The organism is Thalassospira mesophila (assembly GCF_002115755.1).
GTDB classification, from domain to species: Bacteria; Pseudomonadota; Alphaproteobacteria; order Rhodospirillales; family Thalassospiraceae; genus Thalassospira; species Thalassospira mesophila.
The window spans coordinates 18,345-40,945 of the sequence record NZ_JFKA01000003.1 but is presented as its reverse complement, the minus strand read 5'-3'; the positions used below and the strand labels follow the sequence as shown (position 1 = coordinate 40,945).

The window sequence follows — 22,601 nt, the reverse complement described above, 5'->3', positions numbered from 1 at the left end:
AGGCTAAATTTTGAAGAAATGACATTCCAGGCCCGATACCTGTTCGTATGGGCGGGTTTTACAAACCTTGTTGGCAAATTCCCCCTTAAACGATGCCATGTTCGCGCGCGTGATCGCCCGACGCGGTGACAATTGCCGACACCACCGCATATTTTCGGGCATGTTTCGGGGGTATCGCACCCTAGGCAACCTCGACCATCCCTGCAGATGACGAGAGTCGCAACTGTTCGACATCGCGCCGTGGCGGGGCGCCGAACATGCGCCGATATTCGCGCGAAAACTGCGACGGGCTGTCATATCCCACATGGTAACCGGCACTGGCCGCATCCATGGCACTGACCATAATCAGCGAGCGTGCCTCTTGCAGGCGCAACTGTTTTTGATATTGCAGCGGGCTCATGGATGTAATGGCCTTGAAATGCTGATGCAGGGCCGAGGGGCTCATATGGGCTTCACGCGCCAGCACTTCCACGCTAAACGGTTCGCGAAAATGATGTTTGATCCATTCGATGGCGCGCGACACCTGGTTTAGCTTGCTGTCGGCCAGTGCCAGTTGCTGCAAACGTACACTTTGCGGGCCGTTTAAGAGCCGGTACAAAATTTCACGTTCAATCAACGGGGCCAGAATGGGAATATCACGCGGGGTTGCCAGCAATTCCAGCAAGCGCGTGGCGGCATTGATCAGCTCCGCGCCAGCATCACTAACCTGCAGGGCCGATCCCGGCTGGCGGCCAGTGGGCACGATATTGTTATCGCGCGCTTCCATCATAATTTCGCCCATCACCTTGGTATTAAGATCAAGGCGCAAACACAAATAGGGTTCATCGGGGCTGGCAACGGTGACTTCCCCCAAAACCGGCACATCAAGCGACACGGTTAAATATTGTCCGGGCCGATAGACATAAACGCTATCGCCCATCAGGGCTGTTTTTTCGCCGCTGGCCAAAATACAAACCGATGGCTGATACACGACATTCACCGGCTCCATCGGCGCATCTGCGCGCAACAGGGCGACACCGGGAATGGCTGTGTCATAGCGCCCCGCACTGCTGCAATATTGTTCAATCAAATATGCAAATTTGTCCAAGCCCGCCGTCATCATTTTTGCTTTTCCCCATCTGATCGCCCAAACCGCACCAAATGGCTGGCGTGGTAAAAAAACACATAATCATCGATTGCCTAAAACAACAGGCCGTTTTCCAGCATTTGCAGGATTATGCAATTTTTATAGAGGACTGGGCTATCGGCTCCGGCGCGTTTTGCGCTAGGCTTCTTTCATACCGATAACGCCTTGCGGGCATCAACTCCCCCCCCGACCCCGTGATGTCTGCAAGGCGGAAACCGGCACAAAAACGGGCCGATGCACATCTGCATCGGCCCGTTATCTGTTTTGCATGATCTGGTTTCAAACAGCTGAAATATAGCGTCCCGCCAGATCAGGCGGTTGGCCAGCTGCCCCGCAAACGCCCGCCCATACGAACCGGCTCGATACGTTTTGCCAAACCGGTTTTATCGTCGGTTTCAACATAAACACCACAAACGGTTGCCGGGCCGTCGGCCGGTTCCAGCCTGCCCGACGGCATTTTGGTCAAAAACTTTGCCACCGAGCTTTCATGTTTCATGCCGATCACGGAATTAAAATCGCCGCACATGCCCACATCGGTCTGATAAGCGGTTCCGCCGGGTAAAATTTGCGCATCGGCAGTTGGCACATGGGTATGTGTCCCCAAAACCAGCGACGCGCGGCCATCGCAATGATGCCCGAATGCCATTTTTTCCGACGTGGTTTCGGCATGAAAATCAAACAATACGGCATCGACATTTTTGCCCAGCCGGTATTTGCCCAACAGTTTGTTCGCCCCTTGAAACGGGCAGGACAGCGGGTCCATAAACAACCGGCCCATCATGTTAATGACGGCAACCTTTTTGCCCGATCGTGCGGTAAACACACAATCGCCCTGGCCGGGCGTGCCATCGGGAAAATTCCACGGGCGCAACAGGGTTTTGTCTTCGTCGATATAAGTGATGATTTCGCGCTGATCCCAGACATGGTTGCCCGTCGTTAGCACATCGGCTCCGGCATCGTAAAATTCGCGGCAAATTTTCGCGGTAACACCAAAACCATGCGCGGAATTTTCAACATTTACAATCGCCGCATCAACCTTCAAGCGGTCGCGCAACATTGGTAATGCTTCCAGCGCAGCCGTGCGCCCGGATTGCCCCAGAACGTCGCCCAGATGTAAAAGCCGCATTTCTATTTCCGTCTATCTCACCGCATGACCAAACGCGGCAACCCCACCCACCGGGCAGGTCATCCCCCGATCACAAATTTCGATTAAACTGCCTTAAAAGGAAAATTCCCGCTTCCCCAAAGGAAAGCGGGAGCCACCACTGCCGTTGACCATGTGGTAATTCCTCGTGACCTGCGTGTGCAGGTGGGCGCCATATAACGAGACCACGGTCCCGCCAGGGACAGCTCCCTAGAGAAATGAGCATCGGCCCCGGGAATTAGCGAATCTGACGAACAGGGCAGCCCCCTTTTTGGACCCGCCCTTGATCGCCCCGAAGGACGCATCGCAAGCAGTATCCGATGCGAACTTAGTCAGCCGAAAGCTTTTGTGCAATAGCCTCGATGCGAGAGGCGAGATTTTCCATGCTTTGTGCCATACGATCAGCGTCCCCTGGTGCCACGGCACCATCGGGCAAAGCCGCACTTGCCGGGGCCGACAATTTTTCTTTTGCATCCCCCAACTCGTCGGCAATCAAAAGGCTGGTCATCACCAAAAGGCGCTGTTCGCCGATCTGGCCAACCATACCGGAAATTTCACTTACGCGTTCGTCAACATATTCGGCCAGTTGGGAAAGGCGGGTTTCCTGCCCATCCTCGCAGGCAACATCATAGCTGCGACCATTAATACGGACTGAGACCTGTGCCATGATTTTAAGCCTGCTTTCGTTCAGTTTCGTCGTTCAGGACCACCCGCAATTGCCCCACAGCACCGTCAAGGCGCTGCGAAACCGTTTCAGTTACCTGCGCCAGCACATCGTAATCGTGCTTCAAGGCATCAAGCTGGGCACGCATTTCTGCGGACCTTGCCTGGGCGGCGGCACTCTCGCTTTCGCCCGATTGCAAGGCGGCCTCCGAGCGCGCCAGCCGCGACTCCACCGCCTGTTCAAGGGTGGCAAGGGCATTTTCAAGACGTTCACCGGCATTTTGCAGACGTGACATATCGTCCTTCCTGATCCTTCAAACTCACGCGACAAGATAGGTCGTGACAAAGCAAGGCGTCAACTGTTCCGCAATCCTGCCCGTTCAAAACCGTTCTGATCGCAAGTATAGCACGTAAGGATTAACCGCAATCTAAGCAATCCGGTCGGTTTTTCGACAGAACAGGTTGACGTTTCGCCATAGCGGGGGCATGTTCCGCCCGTCTTATTTGATTTATTTCGCCTTAGGTTCAGTACCTATTATTCAACGCCCGATAGCGAACCCCCAGGAAGCGCATTCAATGACGAAACCAGCAGAACATAGCCGCATGGCAAATGCCATTCGCTTTCTTTCCGCCGACGCCGTGGAAAAAGCCAATTCCGGCCATCCGGGCATGCCAATGGGCATGGCCGATGTCGCGACTGTTCTCTTTACCAAGTTTCTGAAATTCGATCCGAAACACCCGCACTGGCCCGACCGCGACCGGTTTATCCTGTCTGCAGGTCACGGATCCATGCTGCTTTATTCGCTGCTTTATCTTACCGGGTACGAAGATTTCGACCTCGACCAGATCAAAAATTTCCGTCAGCTCGGCGCGCGCACTGCCGGCCACCCGGAATTTGGTCATGGTGCAGGTATTGAAACCACCACTGGCCCGCTGGGTCAGGGTATTGCGACCTCGGTCGGTTTTGCCTTGGGCGAACGCATCATGAATGCGGCGTTTAATAACGACCTGGTTGACCATTACACCTATGTGGTTGCGGGCGACGGCTGCCTGATGGAAGGCATTTCGCAGGAAGCCATTTCGCTGGCAGGCCATTTGCAACTGTCCAAACTGATCGTGCTGTTTGACGATAACGGCATTTCGATCGATGGCCCAACCTCGCTTTCGACCTCGGAAGACCACAAAAAACGTTTCGAAGCCGCTGGCTGGGATGTTCAGCAGATTGACGGCCACGACGCAAACGCCATCGAAGCCGCCATTGCCAAAGCCAAAACCACCGGCACCCCGTCGCTGATCGCATGCAAAACCGTTATCGGTTTTGGTGCGCCGACCAAGGGCGGCACATCAGCCACCCACGGGTCGCCGCTGGGTGCCACAGAACTGGCCGCTGCGCGCGAAAAGCTGGACTGGCCTTATGAGCCGTTTGATGTTCCGGCCGATGTGCTGGACGCCTGGCGCGCCGCCGGTGCCCGTGGTGCCGACGCATTTGCCGCCTGGGGCGCACGTTTTGACGCCCATGATGGTGATGTTCGTGCCGATTTCGAACGCCGGGTTGAAGGCAAGCTGCCGGAAAACTGGATCGAAGCGTTTAATGTCTATAAAAAGCAGATCACCGACGACCTGCCGAAAATTGCCACCCGCAAATCATCGCAGAATGTGCTGGAAGTTCTGACCAAAGCCATTCCCGACATGATTGGTGGTTCGGCCGACCTTACCGGGTCCAACAACACCAAAACCGCCGTTCAGGAACCGATTTCGGTTCAAAGCGGCTATGAAGGCCGTTACATTTATTACGGCATTCGTGAACACGGTATGGCAGCGGCCATGAACGGCCTGGCGTTACATGGCGGCATCATGCCCTATGGCGGCACCTTCCTGGTGTTTACCGATTATTGCCGCCCGGCCATTCGTTTATCCGCCCTGATGGGCCAGCGCGTTGTTTATGTCATGACCCACGATTCGATCGGTCTTGGCGAAGACGGCCCGACCCATCAGCCGGTCGAACATGTGGCTTCGCTGCGCGCCATGCCCAACGTGCTGATGATCCGCCCTGCCGATGCGGTTGAAACCGCCGAAGCATGGGCCATGGCCATCACCCATGATAGCGGCCCGACCGTTTTGGCCCTTAGCCGCCAGAACCTGCCGACCCTGCGCACCGAATACCGCGAAGACAACCTGGTTGCGCGCGGCGGTTACATCATCTCCGAAGCCGACGGCGACACCCAGGTCACCCTGATTGCCACCGGATCGGAAGTTGAGATTGCCGTTAATGCCCAGGCAAAACTGAAGGCTGAAGGCATTTCTGCCGCCGTGGTTTCCCTGCCTTGCTGGGAACTGTTTGACGCACAGTCGCCAGAATATCGCAAAAGCGTTCTGGGCACCGCCCCGCGTATTGCCATCGAAGCCCTGTCGGTTTTCGGTTGGGAAAAATATGTGGGCGACAATGGCAAGATCATTGGCCTGCATGGCTTTGGCGCATCGGCACCGGCACCCGAACTGTATGAACATTTCGGCATTACTGCCGATGCCATGGTCAAAGCGGCCAAGGAACTGGTTTAATTTTTGGGCCGGGCCGGTAATATGCCGATCCGGCCTTTTTGATTGTCCCCATCAGCGGGGTTTGACCGTCCGGTCACAATCAGTATGTTTTTGGAGGAATTAATGGCTATTCGTGTTGCGATTAATGGTTTTGGCCGTATCGGCCGTCTGGTTCTGCGTGCGATTGTTGAAAGCGGCCGCACCGACCTTGAAGTCGTTGCCATCAACGATCTTGGCGACGTCAAAACCAATGCCCACCTGCTGAAATATGATTCTGTTCATGGTATTCTTGCCAATGACGTCAAAGCCGAAGGCAATGATCTGGTCATTGATGGCAAGGCGATCAAGGTTTGCTCGGAACGCGATCCGGCCAACCTGCCATGGGGCGAGCTTAACGTTGATATCGCATTTGAATGCACCGGGATCTTCCTTGACGAAGCCGGTGCTGGCAAACACCTGACCGCAGGTGCCAAACGCGTTCTGATTTCGGCCCCGGCAAAGGGCGACATCAAAACTGTTGTTTACGGCGTTAACAGCGACAGCCTGACCGCCGACGACATCATTGTTTCAAACGCATCTTGCACCACCAACTGCCTGGCACCGGTGGCCGATGTTTTGAACAAAACCGTTGGCATCACCAAAGGCTTCATGACCACTGTTCACGCCTTCACCGGCGACCAGAACACGGTTGACAGCCTGCACAAGGATTTGCGTCGTGCCCGTGCGGCATCGCTTTCCATGATCCCGACCTCGACCGGGGCGGCCAAGGCTGTTGGTCTGGTTCTGCCGGAACTTAAAGGCAAGCTGGACGGAACATCGGTTCGCGTGCCGAGCCCGAATGTTTCCATGATCGATCTGACCTTTGTTGCCGGTCGTGACACCACGGCTGAAGAAATCAACGCTGCCATCGCCGAAGCCGCCAATGGCCGCCTGAAGGGTGTGCTGGGCGTAAATGATGCGCCGCTGGTATCGATTGATTTCAATCACAACCCCAACAGCTCGACCTTCGATTCGACCCAGACTCAGGTCGTTGGTGGCAACTTCGTGCGTATCCTGTCGTGGTACGATAACGAATGGGGCTTCTCGAACCGTATGTCCGATACCGCCATTGAAATGGCGAAATATCTGTAATCCGTCGGTCGTCCGAGCGGATTAACCAGATTACAGGGGCGATCTTCGGATCGCCCCTTTTTTATGGCGGCATTTTGCCGCCTCACCGCAATAATGGTGCCTTCTGCCTGATACGAGATCACCATGACACCAAACCTGCTACACATCCGCATTCACAGCTTTACCGGCGCAACCCTGGCCTGTCGCATTATGGGCACCACACCTTTTGTGCTGCATGGCCCGGAAAATTGTGGCGAAACCCACGGGGCCAAATGGTTTGCCGCCTTGCTGGCAAAATTACGCAACGACTGGCCCGCCTGCCAAATCAGCGGTGCGATTGATTGCCGCACCCACACCGGGCAAGCTTTATCGGCGCTGGAATCGGGCATTGAACATGTCATCATCGGCGACATTAACCCCGCTGCCCGGGCAAGCTTGCAAGATATCGCCGGGCAAAAAGGGTGCCATATCTGGGTGCAAACTGTGTTTGCCCCATCTGATCCTTGCGCAAACGATGCGCTGGTTTTGTGTGCGATGCCGTTTCACGATATAGACGATCATTTTTTGCCCGGTCCCGAGCTGGAAAAACGCCTGCGCACCACATTGGCACAGCTTTGATTGCCAACTGCGTCCGGGCAGGATAAACAGGCGATGTAACTGCAAACAGGAATATCAGCCGTGATTAGCGACGAACAAACCGGTCTTTATCTGCTGACACCGCCCAGCATCGATCTGGCAACCTTCCCGGACCTGCTGGCCCGTGTGCTTGATACCGGTGCCGTTGCCTGCGTTCAATTACGGCTCAAAGACCTCAATGACGAAGGCATTATTGCCGCTGTCAAAAAGATTTTGCCGGTTTGCAGCAAACGCGAAATTCCGCTAATTTTAAATGATCGCCCCGATCTGGCCCATAAAACCGGCTGTGACGGCGTGCATATCGGTGCCGAAGATGGCAGTTATGCCGAGGCGCGCGCGATCATGGGCGAAGAACATGTTGTTGGCGTTTCGTGTTACGACAGCCGCCATCGGGCGATGGATGTGGGCGACAAAGGGGCCGATTACGTTGCCTTTGGCGCATTTTTCCCCACCACCACCAAAGAGCCCGCCACCTGGGTCGAGCCGGAAATTATCGAGATCTGGGCGACATTTACCACCGTTCCCTGCGTTGCCATTGGCGGCATCAATGCCGATAATCTGGCACCGCTGGTAAAGGCCGGGGCTGATTTTGTTGCCGTTAGCGGTGCTGTCTGGAACCATCCGAACGGCCCGGAAGCCGGTGCCATTGCCATTGCGCGCGCCATTGCCAAAGCCAGCGAAGAATTAAGCATAGAACAGGCAGAATAGCAGGCATATTGCCCTGCCCGTAATTGCGGCTTATCTTTTGTCTGGTCGTCCTGTGCAAACTTGCGTTAACGCCCCCGAAAAACAGGCATTTCTGACATGGATATTTCGGATTTACAGGTCTTTGCCACCGTTGCCAAACTGGGCAGCATGCGCAAAGCCAGCGAAGAACTTAATACCGTTCAGTCCAACATTACGGCACGGATACGCGCGCTAGAGGAAAATCTGGGAACCTCCCTGTTTGAACGCCATCATCGCGGCGTCACACTTAGCGCTGCCGGGCAACGGCTGCTGCCTTATTATGACAGGCTGGCACATTTAATGTGCGAAGCCAGACAAGCCACCATTGATGATGGCGTGCCGACCGGCCCGCTTAAAATCGGCTCGCAGGAAACAACCGCCGCATTGCGCATTTCGCCGGTGCTGGCCAAATTCCTGCACAAATATCCTGATGTAAACCTGAGTTTACGTACAGAAACCACGGCTGCACTGATTGAGTCGGTACTTGAACACAGACTGGACGGGGCATTTGTCTGCGGCCCGGTTGACCATCCGAATTTAAAAACGTCTTCCTGCTTTGCCGAAGAACTGGTTGTTTTTGGCCCGCCCGACATGACCTCGATTGCCAAGACATGCGATCATGCCAACTTGCGCATTGTTGTGATGAATGCCGGTTGCCAGTATCGCTTTATGCTGGAAGACTTTTTGGCACGCCTTGGGCGTAAAAACGTTCCGGTACTGGAATTTGGCACGCTGGAAACCGTTATAAACTGCGTTTCAGCCGGGCTGGGCATTACCATGTTGCCCCGTGCCCTGTTGCCCCATATCAACCGGATCGGCCCTGTTTCCCTTCATGCCCTGCCCGCCAGTAGCGCCCATGTTGAAACGGTTTTTATTTCGCGTAAGGACGCCTTGCAAACCAGTGCGCGCACGGCCCTTTTCCAAACCATTCAGGATCACTGGGAAGATTTCCACGCCAGCAACGATCAACCGGCCCCGCGCCAGGCCGTTCATTCTTCTTTGCGTGTCATATCTTGAATAGTGATCACTGATATCATTATAATTCGTTTTTACTGAATTCATATCCGGTCTAGCATCAAAACAGTTCCCACCATCAGGACAGCTTGATGCCCAGTGTTTCCCGTCTTTCATCCGATGCCCGGCTTTATATCTGGGCCGGTTTTTGTACTTCGTTTATCGGGGTTGGCCTGTCGCGGTTTGCCTATTCCGCCCTTATTCCCGCAATGATCCACCAACACTGGTTTTCGGCGGGCACCGTTGCCTATCTGGGGGCCGCCAATCTTGCCGGTTATCTTCTGGGCGCGTCGGGTGCACGCTTTGCTGCCGCACGTTTGGGAAATCGCAGCACGTTGCGCCTGGCCATGTTTGTTGCCGCCATCAGCTTTTTTGCCTGCTGGCAACCGGCATCGTTCTGGTGGTTTTTCCCCTGGCGGATTTTATCTGGCATTAGCGGCGGTTTTTTAATTGTTCTTGCCGCCCCCACTATTTTGCCATCGGTCCCGGTTGCAAAACGCGGTTTCGCGATGGGATTGATTTTTAGCGGTGTCGGCATCGGCATTATCATCTCTGGAACAATTGTCCCGCTATTGATCCGCCATGACCTAAGCTGGGCGTGGGCAGGGCTTGGCATTATTTGCGTAACGCTGATGGCCTCGGCATGGTTTTTTCTGCCTGCGGATCAAACCGCCCCCAAAACTGCACACTCCTCGCCCGGCTCCCCCGCACCTACCCCGACAAAGGCGATGGCAAAACCCAAATGGCCGCATTTTACGGTTTGGCTGGTGGGGCTTGTTTATGCGCTGGTCGCCATCTCGCTGGTGCCTCATATGGTGTTTTTGGTCGACTATACGGCGCGTATTCTTGATTTGGGCGACGGATTTGGCAGCTTGTGCTGGACCATATTTGGTGTCGGCGCGCTGTGTGGACCGGTCACACTTGGTAAATTCGGCGACCGGTTCGGGTTTCGCGTTACCCTGACGGGAATGTTGCTTGTCGACATGGTCATGACCGTTATCCCGGCCATAGGCGACAACCCTGCCCTGCTGTTAATATCGGCCTTTGTCGTTGGCGCAACGGTACCAGGGGTGGTTTCGCTAATTTTGGGCTGGATCCACGAACTGATCGATGATCCCGAGACGCGACATCAGGCCTGGAGCTTCGCCACGACCTTGTTTGCCATTGGTCAGGCCGCCTTTGCCTATATTTTTGCCTGGATGTTTTCACAAGGCCCGGCACAGGCGCATCATATATATGCGATGGCCGGAATGGCGGCCCTTAGCGCCCTGATCCTGACATTCAGTTTCCCCGCGATCACACGTAAAATTACCGCAAGATCCGGGCAACGCATTGCAAAACCTGCGCAATAACAGGCATGAAAGGTCATTCTGTATCGGCGCGCAGGCCCTTTGCCCCGATGCAGGATGCCCGATAAAGCTGCGCGAAATCTTTCAACAATCCTGCCGTTTCCAAACGCACATCGCGTTACGTCAGTGTCGTAAAACCGGGCAGCCATGCAAACACGCAGGGGGCCGCATGCATTTGCACGCCACGAAGAGGCTTGCGAGGCTACCGACAAACTGGTACTTAGACGCCACTTTTTTCCACATTGTGAATCTGTGATCTGAAAGAACGGTTGGTGCCATGAAAATCAACGGCAACGAAATCCGTCCGGGCAACATTATTGAACATAATGGCGGCTTGTGGCGCGCAGTGAAGACCAATGCAGTAAAGCCTGGCAAAGGCGGTGCATTTAACCAGGTTGAACTGAAAAACCTGCGGGACAATACGAAGCTTAATGAACGCTTCCGTGCGTCTGAAACTGTCGAACGTGTTCGCCTCGACCAGAAGGACTATACCTTCCTGTTTGCTGAAGGCGACATGCTGACCCTGATGGACAGCGAAACCTTCGACCAGATCACAGTCAATTCCGAACTGATTGGCGAACCTGCGGTATTCCTTCAGGATGGGATGGTTGTTACCGTCGAATCCTTTGAAGAAGAACCGATCAGTGCGACGATCCCCGAGCATGTCACCTTCCAGATCGTGGAAGCCGATGCCGTGGTCAAGGGTCAGACCCAGTCTTCTTCCTATAAACCGGCCGTTCTTGAAAACGGTGTCCGCATTCTGGTGCCGCCGCACATTGAATCGGGCACACGCATTGTCGTGAACACCGCCGAAAGCACCTATCTTGAGCGCGCAAAAGACTAACCTCTAACGTTGCTCGTTTTTTTTCAGACACATTCAAACACCGGGAGATGAGCCGTGCGTGGCGCCGCCCGTCGTTCAGCAAATATCAATGTCATGTTCAAGGCCGTTGAAAAAGCGGCCTATGGACTCAAGCGCGACTTCGGTGAAGTCGAAAATCTTCAGGTATCGATGAAAGGCCCCGGCGATTTTGTGTCGGCGGCAGATCATCGTGCCGAAAAACGCCTGCGCGAAGAACTGGAACGGGCCCGCCCCGGCTACGGTTTTTTGCTCGAAGAAGGGGGCGAAATCATCGGCCGCGATCCGGAACACCGCTGGATCATTGACCCGCTTGATGGCACCACCAACTTCTTGCACGGCATTCCGCATTTTGCCATTTCCGTTGCCTTGCAACGCGGTGACGAAATCATTGCCGGTATTATCTATGACGTGGCCAAGGACGAGTTCTTCTGGGCTGAAAAAGGCGTTGGCGCGTATCTCGATAACCGCCGCCTGCGTGTTTCAGGCCGCCGCCGCATGACCGATTGTGTGCTGGCATGCGGGGTTCCCCATGTTGGCCGTGGCGATCATGCGGTATTTGAAAAACAGCTTCACGCTGTGATGGACCGTTGCTCGGGTGTGCGCCGTTTCGGCGCGGCCTCGCTGGATCTGGCCTATGTTGCCGCAGGCCGTTATGACGGTTACTGGGAAACACATTTAAGCCAGTGGGATATCGCTGCTGGCATCCTTATGGTTACCGAAGCCGGTGGCTATATCCGCGACATTGATGGCGGCACCAACATGCTTGGTACCGGCAGCGTGGTTGCGGCAAATGATTCGATCCAGCCGGTTCTGGCGAAAACATTGAAAAAGGCGGTTTCCGAATAATTCGGGACTGTTTTTGACAAAACGCACAAAGGCATTCACAAATTGTTGTGGATGCCTTTTTTGCGTTCAGGTCAAACCGGTTGTCGGCACCAATAGGGTAAGTTATGGTGCCAAAGAACCGCCCGGGAGGGAAGACCTTGGGCGGAACAGGGGTGGCACACGCAGTGCCGTAAGATCGTCACAAAAAGCGCATCTGATGCGAACGGTCAGAAAACAGGATAACAAGGGGCCTGCGAATTGATGAAGGGGAATACAAAGATTTCGGCGATTGCCTTTGCGGCGGCGCTCGGAACATTGATGGTGGCCAGTAATGGCGCCAGCGCCCGGCAGTTTTCCCCGGTTTTACCGGGCAGCAATGTCCAGGTTGACTGGGGCGTTCTTGACCAGCTTGGCAACGGGCAAACCGGGGCGCAAAACCTTTCACCATCCACACAGGATGCAAATCCGCGCATTAAAATCGCCAGCCAGCTTTTGATCTATCCACAAAGCCCGCCTAAATCGCGCTTTATGGCACCGCAGTTGCTGTTGACACCGCCCGTCGATCACAGCCGATTCGGCACGCAAAGCACATTCAGCAGCAACAACGACACCGCCGATCTTGAAACGGTGGTTATCGATGGTGCCGGGATTGTGCCCGGCACCGAACCACAAAACCGGGAACCTGGCGTTATTTTGCACCCGCCCGGTGACAGGGTACAGTTGCGCGCCCCGGTATCATTTCCGTCCCGCCCGGCTGTTGAACAAATCACCCCGGCGCGCGCGACAGGCAATCTGGGCGGCACCCTTCATTCCGATATCGACGATGACGGCGCCCATCAGGTTATTCACCTGATACAACCCGCTCCGGCATCCGCGCCTGCCCCTGCCCTGGCAGCCCGTCAGCTTGACGAAAGCCCGCGTGCAAAACCTGTCGAACCTGCCAGCACGACCGACAGTTCAGCGACATCACAGGCGCCCGCCCCCCAAACAGCCCCGATGACAACACCTGTCGCAAGCCCGGTCGCGGCCCCGGTCAAAGTGGTACAGGTCGCTTATAACGACACCAAACCCGCAAACCCGGTGGCACCAAAAATTACCGCACCGCACCTTGATACACCGCGTGAAGCGCCGAAAAACAAAATGGCGGTGCCGCCGGTTAAATCGGTGCCGCTGCCCGATAAAAACATCCCCAAACCGGCGACAAAACCGCAAGACAACCCGTCCTTGTCGCCCGAGCCACTGCAAAAAGACAATGCCGTTCCGACATTGCCTGGCCCCACCCCCGACACCACAACACCACCGCAAAAAATGCCGGATCAGAAATCACAGGTGATCCCCAAGCCACCGGCCCCCAAACCGGCGGCACAAAAGGCCCAGCCGCAACCTGCCCCACAGCCACAATCCCGATTGCAGCCGCGTGAAACCGCGTCGGCGCCGGCATCACTGGCAATGGGGGATGCCAAAAATGCTTCGGTTGCGAGCGGTGATTACAGCTTGCCCTTTGCCGAAAACAGCTTTGAACTCGACAATAATGTCAAAAAACGCCTTGATACCATTGTCGGGACGCTGACGAAAAACGACGATTTGCGTGTTCAACTTCAGGCCTATGCCGCGGGCGAATCCCAAAATGCCAGCAAAGCCCGCCGTCTTTCGCTGTCGCGTGCCCTGCAAGTCCGTTCCTATCTGATCGACGGCGGTGTTCGATCCACCCGGATTGATGTCCGCGCACTTGGTGCCAATGTCCCCTCCGGCCCGGCTGATCGCGTCGATGTTAAAACTGTTCAACGCTAGGATTTATCTGTCATGAGCAACAATGCGTCCAACGGCGCGGCCAGCATTCCGGTCATTACCAAACCTGGCGCCTATCTGACACGGATGGGGATCTTTACAGCCGTGATCGTCGCCATCGCAGCCCTGTTATATCCGACCCTGTCCGGGGCCTTTCTGGCCAGTGCCGTGCTGAACGGGCTGATCATTGGCGTGTTTATTATCGGCGTTGTTTATACCTTCCGCATGGCATTCAGCCTGAACCCGGAAGTGGCCTGGATTGAAGACTTCCGCCGTAACCGCCCCGGACTGAGCGCGCAAGAAACCCCGAAACTGCTGGCACCAATGGCGCGCATGATGCATGAACAGCGCCGCGACCGGCCACAGCTTTCAACTCTTGCCACCAGCACCATCCTCGACTCGGTTCGTTCGCGGCTTGATGAAAGCCGCGAACTGTCGCGCTATGTTGTCAGCCTGCTGGTGTTTTTGGGCCTGCTGGGAACGTTCTGGGGTTTGCTGCAAACCGTTAACTCGGTTGCCGACGTGATTGGCAACGTTAATGTTGGCGGCGGCGGTGGCAATATGGAACTTTGGTTTGGCCAGCTTAAAGAAGGCCTTGCAAAGCCGCTTAACGGCATGGGCACGGCGTTTTCGTCATCGCTGTTTGGTCTGGCGGGTTCGCTGGCCCTGGGTCTTCTCGACATGCAGGCCGGTCAGGCACAGAACCGTTTCTTTAACGAACTTGAAGAATGGCTGTCGAGCTTCACCCGTGTTTCCTCGGGCGGCCCGCTTTCCGATAGTGAACAGTCGGTTCCGGCTTATCTGTCAGCCCTGATCGAACAGATGGCCGACAATATGGAAGGGTTGCAAAACTCGATCCAGCGATCCGAGTCTTCACAAATCAAATCGCACAACACCCTGATCGATCTGGCCGACAAACTTTCGACCCTGACCGACCAGATGAAGGCCGAACAGCAATTGATGGTCAAGCTGGCGGAAAGCCAGATGCACCTCAAACCGGTCCTGGATCAGTTATCCGATTCGATGAAGGGCGGCAGCTTTGGTATTGATGACAATACCCGTGCCCATATTCGCTCGCTCGACAATCAGGTTGGTCGCGTCGCCGACGAATTGACAATGGGTCGCCAGCAGCAAACCCAGGAAATTCGCAGCGAAATAAAACTTCTGGCACGGACCATCGCCGCGATCGCCGAGGAGGGTTAACCCCATGGCCGGCTTATCTCGCCGTCGCAGTCGCGATGTAAATACATGGCCAGGTTTTGTCGACGCCCTGGCAACGCTTTTGATGGTGATCATCTTTTTGCTGATGATCTTTGTTGTCGCGCAGGTTTATCTGGGCGCGGCCCTGTCTGGCCGTGATAAAGCCCTGAGCGATTTAACGTCCCAGGTCAACGAACTGACAAACCTGTTGTCGCTTGAACGCAACAACAATCAGGAAATGCAGCTTGAACTGACCCAGTTAACAACCGAGCTTTCAACCACCAGCGATGATCGTGATGCGTTGAAAAGCCGGGTTTCAGGCTTGGCTGACAAACTGTCATCGGCCCAAATGTCGGCCGCCGAACAGGAAAAGAAACTGTTGGCGGCACTTGCTGCGCTCGAAGACAAAAAAGCCGATCTGGCCAAGCTGGAAGAAAAAGCCGACGAAACCCGGCAGGACCAGAAATCACGGATTGATGAACTGGCGAAACTTCTGGCGCAACGCGCAAGCGACCTTGATGATCAGAAAGACATCAGCGAGTCTGCCCGCGCACAGGTTGCAGCTTTGAACCAGCAATTGCTCGCCGTGCGCCAGCAGCTTTCAAAATTGCAGGATGCCTTGGAAATTTCCGAAGCAGACAGCAAGGACAAAGACGCACAGATTGTTAATCTCGGGCAACGTTTGAATGCGGCACTGGCCTCGAAGGTTGCCGAGCTGCAGCGTTACCGGTCCGAGTTTTTTGGTCGTCTGCGTCAGGTTCTGGGCGACCGGCAAAATATCCACGTCGTGGGTGACCGCTTTGTCTTCCAGTCCGAGGTTCTGTTCGGCTCCGGCTCGGCTGATATCGGCGATGAAGGCAAGGTCCAACTGGCAAAACTGGCCGATACCCTGAAACAGATCTCAACCGAAATTCCCGACGATATTGACTGGGTCATGCGGGTGGACGGCCATACCGACAAGGTTCCGATCCGCAATAACGATTTTAAATCAAACTGGGAGCTGTCCGCGGCCCGGGCGATTTCGGTGGTTAAATTTATGATCGATCAGGGTGTACCACCGCGCCGTCTGGTGGCGGCAGGCTTTGGCGAATATCAACCGATTGATAACCGCGACGACGAAATAGCCTATCGCCGGAACCGGCGGATCGAATTTAAAATTACCGAACGATAAATCCGGCTTCACGGTTAAAATTTAAAAGCGCCCGGCATTCATTTGTCGGGCGCTTTTTGCCATCCAGCCCGTTTTGGTCCCTCATCGCAGCGAAACCGCTGTCATATTATGCCGCGGCGGAACTTCATCCTGTCTCATGTGTTTTGGCACTATTCACCCTTGCCGCATGTTTCGTGCCCGAAGCGTTGATATAAAAACCACGACAGGAGGCGTCTATGACCCATTCGCATGAAAAAAGTCACCGGCAGATTATGGGTGTTTTCGACACGGCGGACACCATGCACAAGGCGGTAACCGAACTCCAGACAGCCGGATTCAATCGATCGGAAATGACCTTGATCGCCAATGAACTGACCATCGATCAAAAGCTGGGCCATATTTACCGCAAAACGGAAGACCTTGAAAATGACCCGGCCCCCCCGCGCATAACCTATACATCCCCCGATCCAATGGGCGATGCGCACGGTGCCATTATTGGTGCCCCGATGTATGTTGCCGCTTTTACTACTGCGGGGGTTATGGTGGCCGCAGGCGGCCCAATGGTCGCAACCATCGCCGCCATCATCGGCGCGGGTGGTGCCGGGGCGGCTATTGGCGGGGTTTTTGCCAAACTGTTTGGTAAACAGCATTCCGACAAAGTTCAGAAAAAGCTGGAAGACGGTGGATTATTGCTTGCGATACGAAGCAACGACGACGCCCGCGAACAACAGGCGCGCAGCATTCTTGCCAAATATTGCCAAGGCGACATTTTTGCCTATAACCCGGGTTAGTACCGCCCTGCCCGAATAGCCATACCTGGCCCAAACAGGTATCACCTGATATCGTCACACCAGCACCCCGCAAACAACAGTTTTTGTAGATATAAAACAAAACATTGGCTAGCTTTACGCTTCTTTTTGATCCCTGCCCTGCTGGAGCCTGCCGATGCTGCGCGATATTTCTGCCCAGAACTTTTTTATGGGTTTTCTGGCCGCATTTGTCGGTGCTGCCAGTTCGTTTGCTGTGGTTCTTCAGGGGTTGAACGCCGTTGGGGCCACGCCGTTTCAGGCGGCATCGGGCCTGATGGCGCTTTCGATCTCGATGGGTTTATGCGCCATTGTCCTGTCACTTAAAACCCGCATGCCGATCAGCATTGCCTGGTCGACGCCAGGTGCGGCGCTGCTGGCAACATCAGGGGTTATCGAAGGCGGCTTTCCGGTTGCCGTTGGTGCCTTTATCATTTGCGCCATCCTGATAATTATTTGCGGTATCTGGAAACCTTTGGGCAAGGCTGTTGCCGCCATCCCCGCCCCGCTGGCCAATGCCATGCTGGCCGGGGTGTTGCTGGGTTTATGTTTGGCTCCGATCAAGGCGGTCGCGTTTAACCCCTTGCTGGGTCTGCCCATTGTGCTGGCATGGCTGATTGTGGGCCGGTTTAACCGGTTATTTGCCGTGCCTGCGGCTTTGGCCGCCTTTGTGCTGGTGCTGGTCTTCGGGGTCAGTTTTCCAAACGGGGCCATCGATGGTTTGAATTTATCGCTGGTGCCACCGGTCGAATTTGTGGTGCCAAAATTCACCCTTGCCGGGTTGGTGGGCATTGCCCTGCCCCTGTTCATCGTGACCATGGCATCGCAAAATATTCCCGGCACGGCTGTTTTGCGGGTCAACAATTACACCACGCCCGCCGGTCCGTTATTTGCCACCACCGGTTTTTTTTCGCTGTTATCGGCCCCGTTTGGCGGCCACGCGGTAAACCTTGCCGCCATTACCGCCGCCATGTGTGCAGGCGAAGATGCCCATCCCGACCCCAAAAAACGCTACTGGGCCGCCATTTTCGCCGGAATATTTTATATTATCTTTGGTTTGCTGGCTGGTATCATCACCGCGCTGGTCAGCCTTGCCCCGGCTATCCTGATTGAAGCCGTCGCCGGACTGGCCCTGATTGGCGCGTTTTCAGGCTCCGCCGTTGCTGCCTTTCGCGATGAAAACAACCGCGAAGCCGCCGCCGTGACGTTTCTGGTCACAGCAGCAGGGCTTACATTTTATGGCATTTCCGGTGCGTTCTGGGGGCTGATAGCCGGTGGCTTGATTTATGCCTTAACCCACCTGCGACAGCGTAAAACACCCGCCGTCTGATCTGTCTAACGCTTCGGAACCTTACGCTCCCCCCAGCTCCTCCGGTTGAGGTGGTATTACCATGTGGCCATCGTCGGTAATGGTCCAGAACGGGTTATGGGCGATTTCCCACGGGTGACCATCAAGGTCGAGGAAATATCCCGAATACCCGCCCCAGTCGGTTTTCACCGGCTGTTTTTGAATATGCGCCCCGGCCTGTGCCGCACGGGCAAACACAGCATCCACTTCAGCAGTGCTACGCGCGTTGTAGGCCATCGCCATACCGCAATAGCGTGCGCCGTTGTCGTCAAATTTTCCGTCTTTGGCCATTTCTGTGCGATTATACAATCCAAAAATCAGGCCGTTCATCTGATAGAAAGTCACCTCGCCTTCCACCGCCATCACCGGTTTCCAGCCCATGCCGCTTTCATAAAAACCGCGCGCCCGTGCCATGTCGGCCACGGCCAAGGTTATCAGGCTTAGTCGTTGATCCATCGTTTTTCTCCGTCAGGCAGCACCCGTCCCCCACACTTTAACAGGCAAGTGCCGCCCTTTCGAGGAAGGACTCGATATTCTGCCCCGTTTCGCATTGCACACGATGCGCAATAAAATTGCGCGCAAATCGGTACCGGAATAAGCAAATAACAAGTTGACGCAACGTCAACCCCTGCAATCAGGCGTTTTGTTCGTTGCAATGCGACAGCAATTGAAAAAAGGTCAGCATTCATTACCATTATTATCTGAACATCGGGCGTTTCGCATCGCATCCGTGCGACCCACATCAAATAATAACAACGCGAAAGACCCGCGAGGCTTCCCGCAAGAGAGAAAGACCAGAGAGGTCATCAGTATGGCAACGTTGGCAGCAGTAACCCTGGACGACAAATATACCCTGGAAGAAGGCCGCATTTACCTGACCGGTATTCAAGCACTGGTGCGCCTGCCTTTAATGCAAAGGCAATTGGACGCACGCGCCGGTTTAAACACCGCAGGCTGTATTTCAGGCTATCGCGGATCGCCGCTGGGCGGATTTGACCAGCAATTATGGCGGGCAAAGAAATTCCTGACCAAACAGCAGATCAACTTTCAACCCGGCGTTAACGAAGATCTGGCTGCAACCGTGGTCTGGGGTAGCCAGCAGGTTAATATGTACCCCGATGCCAAATATGATGGCGTTTTTGGTTTGTGGTATGGCAAAGGCCCGGGGGTTGACCGGTCTGGCGATGTTTTTAAACATGCCAACTATGCCGGTACGTCTAAAAATGGCGGTGTGCTTGTGCTGGCAGGGGATGATCATTCGTGCAAATCATCGACCCTGCCCCATCAGACCGAATATGCCTTTATCGATGCGCAAATTCCGGTTTTAAACCCGTCGGGCGTGCAGGATATTATCGATTTTGGCCTGCATGGCTGGGCCATGAGCCGCTATTCCGGCTGCTGGGTTGCCATGAAAACCATTGCCGAAACCGTTGAAAGTTCGGCTGCAGTAGATGTCGCCCCCGACCGCGTTACCCCTGTTACCCCCGATTTTGCCTTGCCAGATGGCGGTGTTCACATTCGTTGGCCCGATACGCCAAAGGACCAGGAACAGCGCCTGATGAAATACAAGCTTTATGCCGCACTGGCCTATGCGCGCGCCAACAAGCTAAACCGCATTGTGATCGACAGCCCAACCCCGCGCCTGGGTATTATCACCACCGGCAAGGCCTATCTTGATGTCATGCAGGCGTTTGACGATTTGGGCATTTCTGAAACCGACGCCGCCAATATCGGCATACGCGTGTTAAAAGTTGGCATGAGCTGGCCGCTTAACCGCGATGACGTGCGCGAATTTGCCCAAGGATTGGAAGAAATCATCGTTGTCGAAGAAAAACGCGCGGTGATGGAAAATCAGGTTAAAGAACAGCTTTATAACTGGCGCGAAGATGTGCGCCCGACCGTGATTGGCAAGTTTGACGAACAGGGTAACTGGAACCTGCCATCGATGGACGAGCTAACCCCGGCCCGCATCGCGCAAGTATTGGCCGCGCGCATCAACCGCTTTTTTGACAGCCCCGAAATTCATGAACGCATTGAATGGCTGGCGCAAAAAGAACGCGAAATTGCCGAACCCCGGCCCGAGGTTGCACGTATTCCGTGGTTTTGCCCCGGCTGCCCGCATAACAGTTCCACCAAAGTCCCCGAAGGCAGCCGTGCCATGGCCGGTATTGGCTGCCATTACATGGTTAACTGGATGGACCGTTCGACCGAAACCTTTACCCATATGGGCGGTGAAGGGGCGACATGGATTGGTCAGGCACCGTTCACCACCACAAAACACGTTTTTCAAAATCTGGGCGATGGCACCTATTATCACTCAGGCTCGCTTGCCATTCGTGCCGCCGTCGCATCGGGTGTGAATATTACCTATAAAATCCTGTTTAACGACGCGGTTGCCATGACCGGTGGCCAGCCGGTAGACGGGCCGATCAGTGTGCCGCAAATTACCCGGCAAATGGCGGATGAAGGGGTAACCCGCATCGTCGTTTTGTCCGACGAGCCTGATAAATACCCGATTGATGCCCATTTTGCACCGGGTGTTGATATTCGCCACCGCGATACGCTTGACGAAACGCAAAAGGAACTACGCGAGGTTCCTGGCACCTCGATCCTGATATTTGATCAAACCTGTGCGGCCGAAAAACGCCGTCGCCGCAAACGCAAGCTGATGGTTGATCCGCCCAAGCGGGTTTTTATCAATGATCTGGTCTGTGAAGGTTGCGGCGATTGCGGCGAGAAATCCAACTGTTTGGCCGTTGTTCCGGTTGAAACCGAATTTGGCCGCAAGCGTGCGATTGACCAATCGGCGTGCAACAAGGATTTCTCCTGCCTGAACGGCTTTTGCCCCAGTTTTGTCACCATCGAAGGCGGCACGCTGCGCAAACCGGAAGCCGCAGCAAAGGGTGACCAACATGGTGATGCCGTGTTTGCATCCCTGCCCAAACCGGTACTTCCATCCCTGGCGGAGCCTTGGTCGGTATTGGTCACCGGGGTTGGCGGCACCGGTGTTGTCACCATCGGCGCCCTTTTGGGCATGGCCGCCCATATTGAAGGCAAAGGCATTGTCGGGCTCGACATGGCCGGTCTGGCACAAAAAGGCGGGGCTGTTGTCAGCCATATCCGCTTTGCCGATAATCAGGAAAAACTGCATGCCGCCCGCATCCCGGCGGGTGAAGCCAATGTGGTGCTGGGCTGTGATTTGCTGGTGGCTGCCAGCTTTGAAGGCCTTGCCAAAATGCGGCGTAACTTTACCCAAGCTGTGATCAACACGCATGAAACCATCACCGGCGCCTTTACCCGCAACCCCGATTTTGAGCTTAAAAGCAACGAGCATAAAAAGGCCATCGCCGATGCCTGTGGGGCTGATGCCGTCAGCTTTGTTGAAGGCAGCGACGTTGCCACCCGGTTGATGGGCGATTCCATCGCCACCAACCTGTTTATGCTCGGCGTTGCCTGGCAGCGCGGCCTAATCCCGATTACCGAAGAAGCCCTGATGCAGGCCATTGACCTTAACGGTGTCGCGATTGAAATGAACAAGCAGTCGTTTTACTGGGGCCGTTTGTTTGCCCATGACGCGCAAAAAGTTGTTGATGTGATTGGGCCGAACGAAAAGCAGGCCCATCCCATTGCCACCACCCTTGAAGATATGATCGCCAAACGCAAAATTTTCCTGACCGGCTATCAGAACACGGCTTATGCCAACCGTTATGAAGCACTGGTTCGCAAGGTTGCACAGGCTGAAACCAAACTGGGCGACGGGCACGACCACATCGCCAAGGCGGTTGCGAAATACTATTTCAAACTTCTGGCCTATAAGGACGAATACGAAGTCGCCCGTCTTTATACCGACCCGACCTTTACCGCCAAATTACGCAAAAACTTTACCGGCAACTACAAGGTAAAATTCCATTTGGCCCCGCCTGCCCTTGCCAATCGCGATGCCACCACCGGGCATTTGAAAAAGCAGGTTTTCGGGCCGTGGATGATGTCGGCCTTTGGTGTGTTGGCGAAATTCAAATTCCTGCGCGGCACGGCACTGGACCCGTTTGGCAAAACCCATGAACGTAAAACCGAACGTGCCTTAATCACGCATTATGAACAATTGGTGGACGAGGTAATTGCAGGCCTAAACGCCGACAATGACCGCATCGCCGGTGCCCTTCTGGCCCTGCCCGAACAAATTCGCGGTTACGGCCATGTCAAGGATGCCAATATTGCCAAGGTCAAAGAACGCGAGGCCGAATTACGCCAGCAGTTCCATAACCCGCCCGAACATTTACAAGCGGCGGAATAAAACAGGCACCTGAAACAATTTG

Annotated in this window: 19 protein-coding genes and 1 other RNA gene; 14 read left to right on the top strand and 6 right to left on the bottom strand. The window is 54.9% G+C overall.

Translation table 11 applies throughout. The annotated features are described in order from the left end of the window. Positions 1–181: 181 nt before the first annotated feature. The 5 genes from TMES_RS08080 to TMES_RS08060 all read right to left on the bottom strand — a co-directional run bounded on the left by TMES_RS08080 (position 182) and on the right by TMES_RS08060 (position 3,229). Positions 182–1,087: an AraC family transcriptional regulator gene (locus TMES_RS08080; RefSeq protein ID WP_245835257.1), complete on the bottom strand. Its 906-nt coding sequence runs from the start codon at positions 1,085–1,087 to the stop codon at positions 182–184. A 349-nt stretch (positions 1,088–1,436) separates the two neighbouring features. Continuing rightward, positions 1,437–2,252 (bottom strand): TIGR00282 family metallophosphoesterase, encoded by an 816-nt coding sequence (locus TMES_RS08075; protein WP_085581331.1) that lies wholly within the window; start codon positions 2,250–2,252, stop codon positions 1,437–1,439. A 126-nt stretch (positions 2,253–2,378) separates the two neighbouring features. Continuing rightward, a non-coding RNA gene (ssrS, locus tag TMES_RS08070) (6S RNA) lies at positions 2,379–2,539 on the bottom strand. Positions 2,540–2,598: 59 nt separating this feature from the next. Beyond that, on the bottom strand, positions 2,599–2,937 hold the full coding sequence (locus TMES_RS08065) for a cell division protein ZapA (protein ID WP_085581329.1): 339 nt from the start codon (positions 2,935–2,937) through the stop codon (positions 2,599–2,601). Between the two features lie 4 nt (positions 2,938–2,941). Beyond that, positions 2,942–3,229, bottom strand: coding sequence for a DUF4164 family protein (locus TMES_RS08060; RefSeq protein WP_085581327.1), 288 nt, complete (start codon positions 3,227–3,229; stop codon positions 2,942–2,944). Positions 3,230–3,482: 253 nt separating this feature from the next. Between TMES_RS08060 and tkt the strand changes: the two genes are divergently transcribed. From tkt to TMES_RS07995, 13 genes are all read left to right on the top strand, one after another. Further along, positions 3,483–5,492, top strand: a complete 2,010-nt coding sequence (gene tkt, locus TMES_RS08055; RefSeq protein ID WP_425444049.1) for a transketolase — start codon at positions 3,483–3,485, stop codon at positions 5,490–5,492. A gap of 102 nt (positions 5,493–5,594) precedes the next feature. After that, a complete protein-coding gene (gap, locus tag TMES_RS08050) occupies positions 5,595–6,602 on the top strand; it encodes a type I glyceraldehyde-3-phosphate dehydrogenase (protein ID WP_085582039.1) in 1,008 nt (335 codons plus the stop codon). Positions 6,603–6,725: 123 nt separating this feature from the next. Then, a complete protein-coding gene (locus tag TMES_RS08045) occupies positions 6,726–7,199 on the top strand; it encodes a hypothetical protein (RefSeq protein ID WP_085581323.1) in 474 nt (157 codons plus the stop codon). Positions 7,200–7,259: 60 nt separating this feature from the next. Next, positions 7,260–7,925, top strand: a complete 666-nt coding sequence (gene thiE / locus TMES_RS08040; RefSeq protein ID WP_143589584.1) for a thiamine phosphate synthase — start codon at positions 7,260–7,262, stop codon at positions 7,923–7,925. Positions 7,926–8,021: 96 nt separating this feature from the next. Next, positions 8,022–8,960, top strand: coding sequence for a LysR family transcriptional regulator (locus TMES_RS08035; protein ID WP_085581322.1), 939 nt, complete (start codon positions 8,022–8,024; stop codon positions 8,958–8,960). An 89-nt stretch (positions 8,961–9,049) separates the two neighbouring features. Then, a complete protein-coding gene (locus TMES_RS08030; RefSeq protein WP_085581320.1) occupies positions 9,050–10,309 on the top strand; it encodes a YbfB/YjiJ family MFS transporter in 1,260 nt (419 codons plus the stop codon). Between the two features lie 274 nt (positions 10,310–10,583). Next, complete coding sequence (gene efp / locus TMES_RS08025) at positions 10,584–11,150, top strand: elongation factor P (RefSeq protein WP_085581318.1); 567 nt, start codon at positions 10,584–10,586, stop codon at positions 11,148–11,150. Positions 11,151–11,204: 54 nt separating this feature from the next. After that, a complete protein-coding gene (locus TMES_RS08020) occupies positions 11,205–12,014 on the top strand; it encodes an inositol monophosphatase family protein (RefSeq protein ID WP_245835256.1) in 810 nt (269 codons plus the stop codon). 240 nt (positions 12,015–12,254) lie between these two features. Continuing rightward, a complete protein-coding gene (locus TMES_RS08015) occupies positions 12,255–13,784 on the top strand; it encodes an OmpA family protein (RefSeq protein WP_085581316.1) in 1,530 nt (509 codons plus the stop codon). Between the two features lie 12 nt (positions 13,785–13,796). Further along, positions 13,797–14,984 carry a flagellar motor protein MotA gene (locus tag TMES_RS08010; RefSeq protein WP_085581315.1) on the top strand — a complete coding sequence of 396 codons (1,188 nt, stop codon included), beginning with the start codon at positions 13,797–13,799 and terminating at the stop codon, positions 14,982–14,984. A gap of 4 nt (positions 14,985–14,988) precedes the next feature. Then, the gene (locus TMES_RS08005) at positions 14,989–16,152 is read left to right on the top strand and encodes a peptidoglycan -binding protein (protein WP_085581313.1); all 1,164 of its coding nucleotides are present in this window, start codon (positions 14,989–14,991) and stop codon (positions 16,150–16,152) included. A gap of 215 nt (positions 16,153–16,367) precedes the next feature. Beyond that, entirely contained in the window at positions 16,368–16,922 is a 555-nt protein-coding gene (locus TMES_RS08000) for a hypothetical protein (protein WP_085581311.1), read from the top strand. A 154-nt stretch (positions 16,923–17,076) separates the two neighbouring features. Next, complete coding sequence (locus TMES_RS07995; RefSeq protein WP_085581309.1) at positions 17,077–18,267, top strand: benzoate/H(+) symporter BenE family transporter; 1,191 nt, start codon at positions 17,077–17,079, stop codon at positions 18,265–18,267. A 21-nt stretch (positions 18,268–18,288) separates the two neighbouring features. Here TMES_RS07995 and TMES_RS07990 read toward each other — a convergent pair whose 3' ends face one another. After that, complete coding sequence (locus TMES_RS07990) at positions 18,289–18,741, bottom strand: VOC family protein (RefSeq protein WP_085581307.1); 453 nt, start codon at positions 18,739–18,741, stop codon at positions 18,289–18,291. Between the two features lie 355 nt (positions 18,742–19,096). On the opposite strand from TMES_RS07990, the gene TMES_RS07985 reads away from it, so the two are divergent. After that, a complete protein-coding gene (locus TMES_RS07985) occupies positions 19,097–22,579 on the top strand; it encodes an indolepyruvate ferredoxin oxidoreductase family protein (RefSeq protein WP_085581305.1) in 3,483 nt (1,160 codons plus the stop codon). The last annotated feature ends 22 nt before the right edge of the window (positions 22,580–22,601 follow it).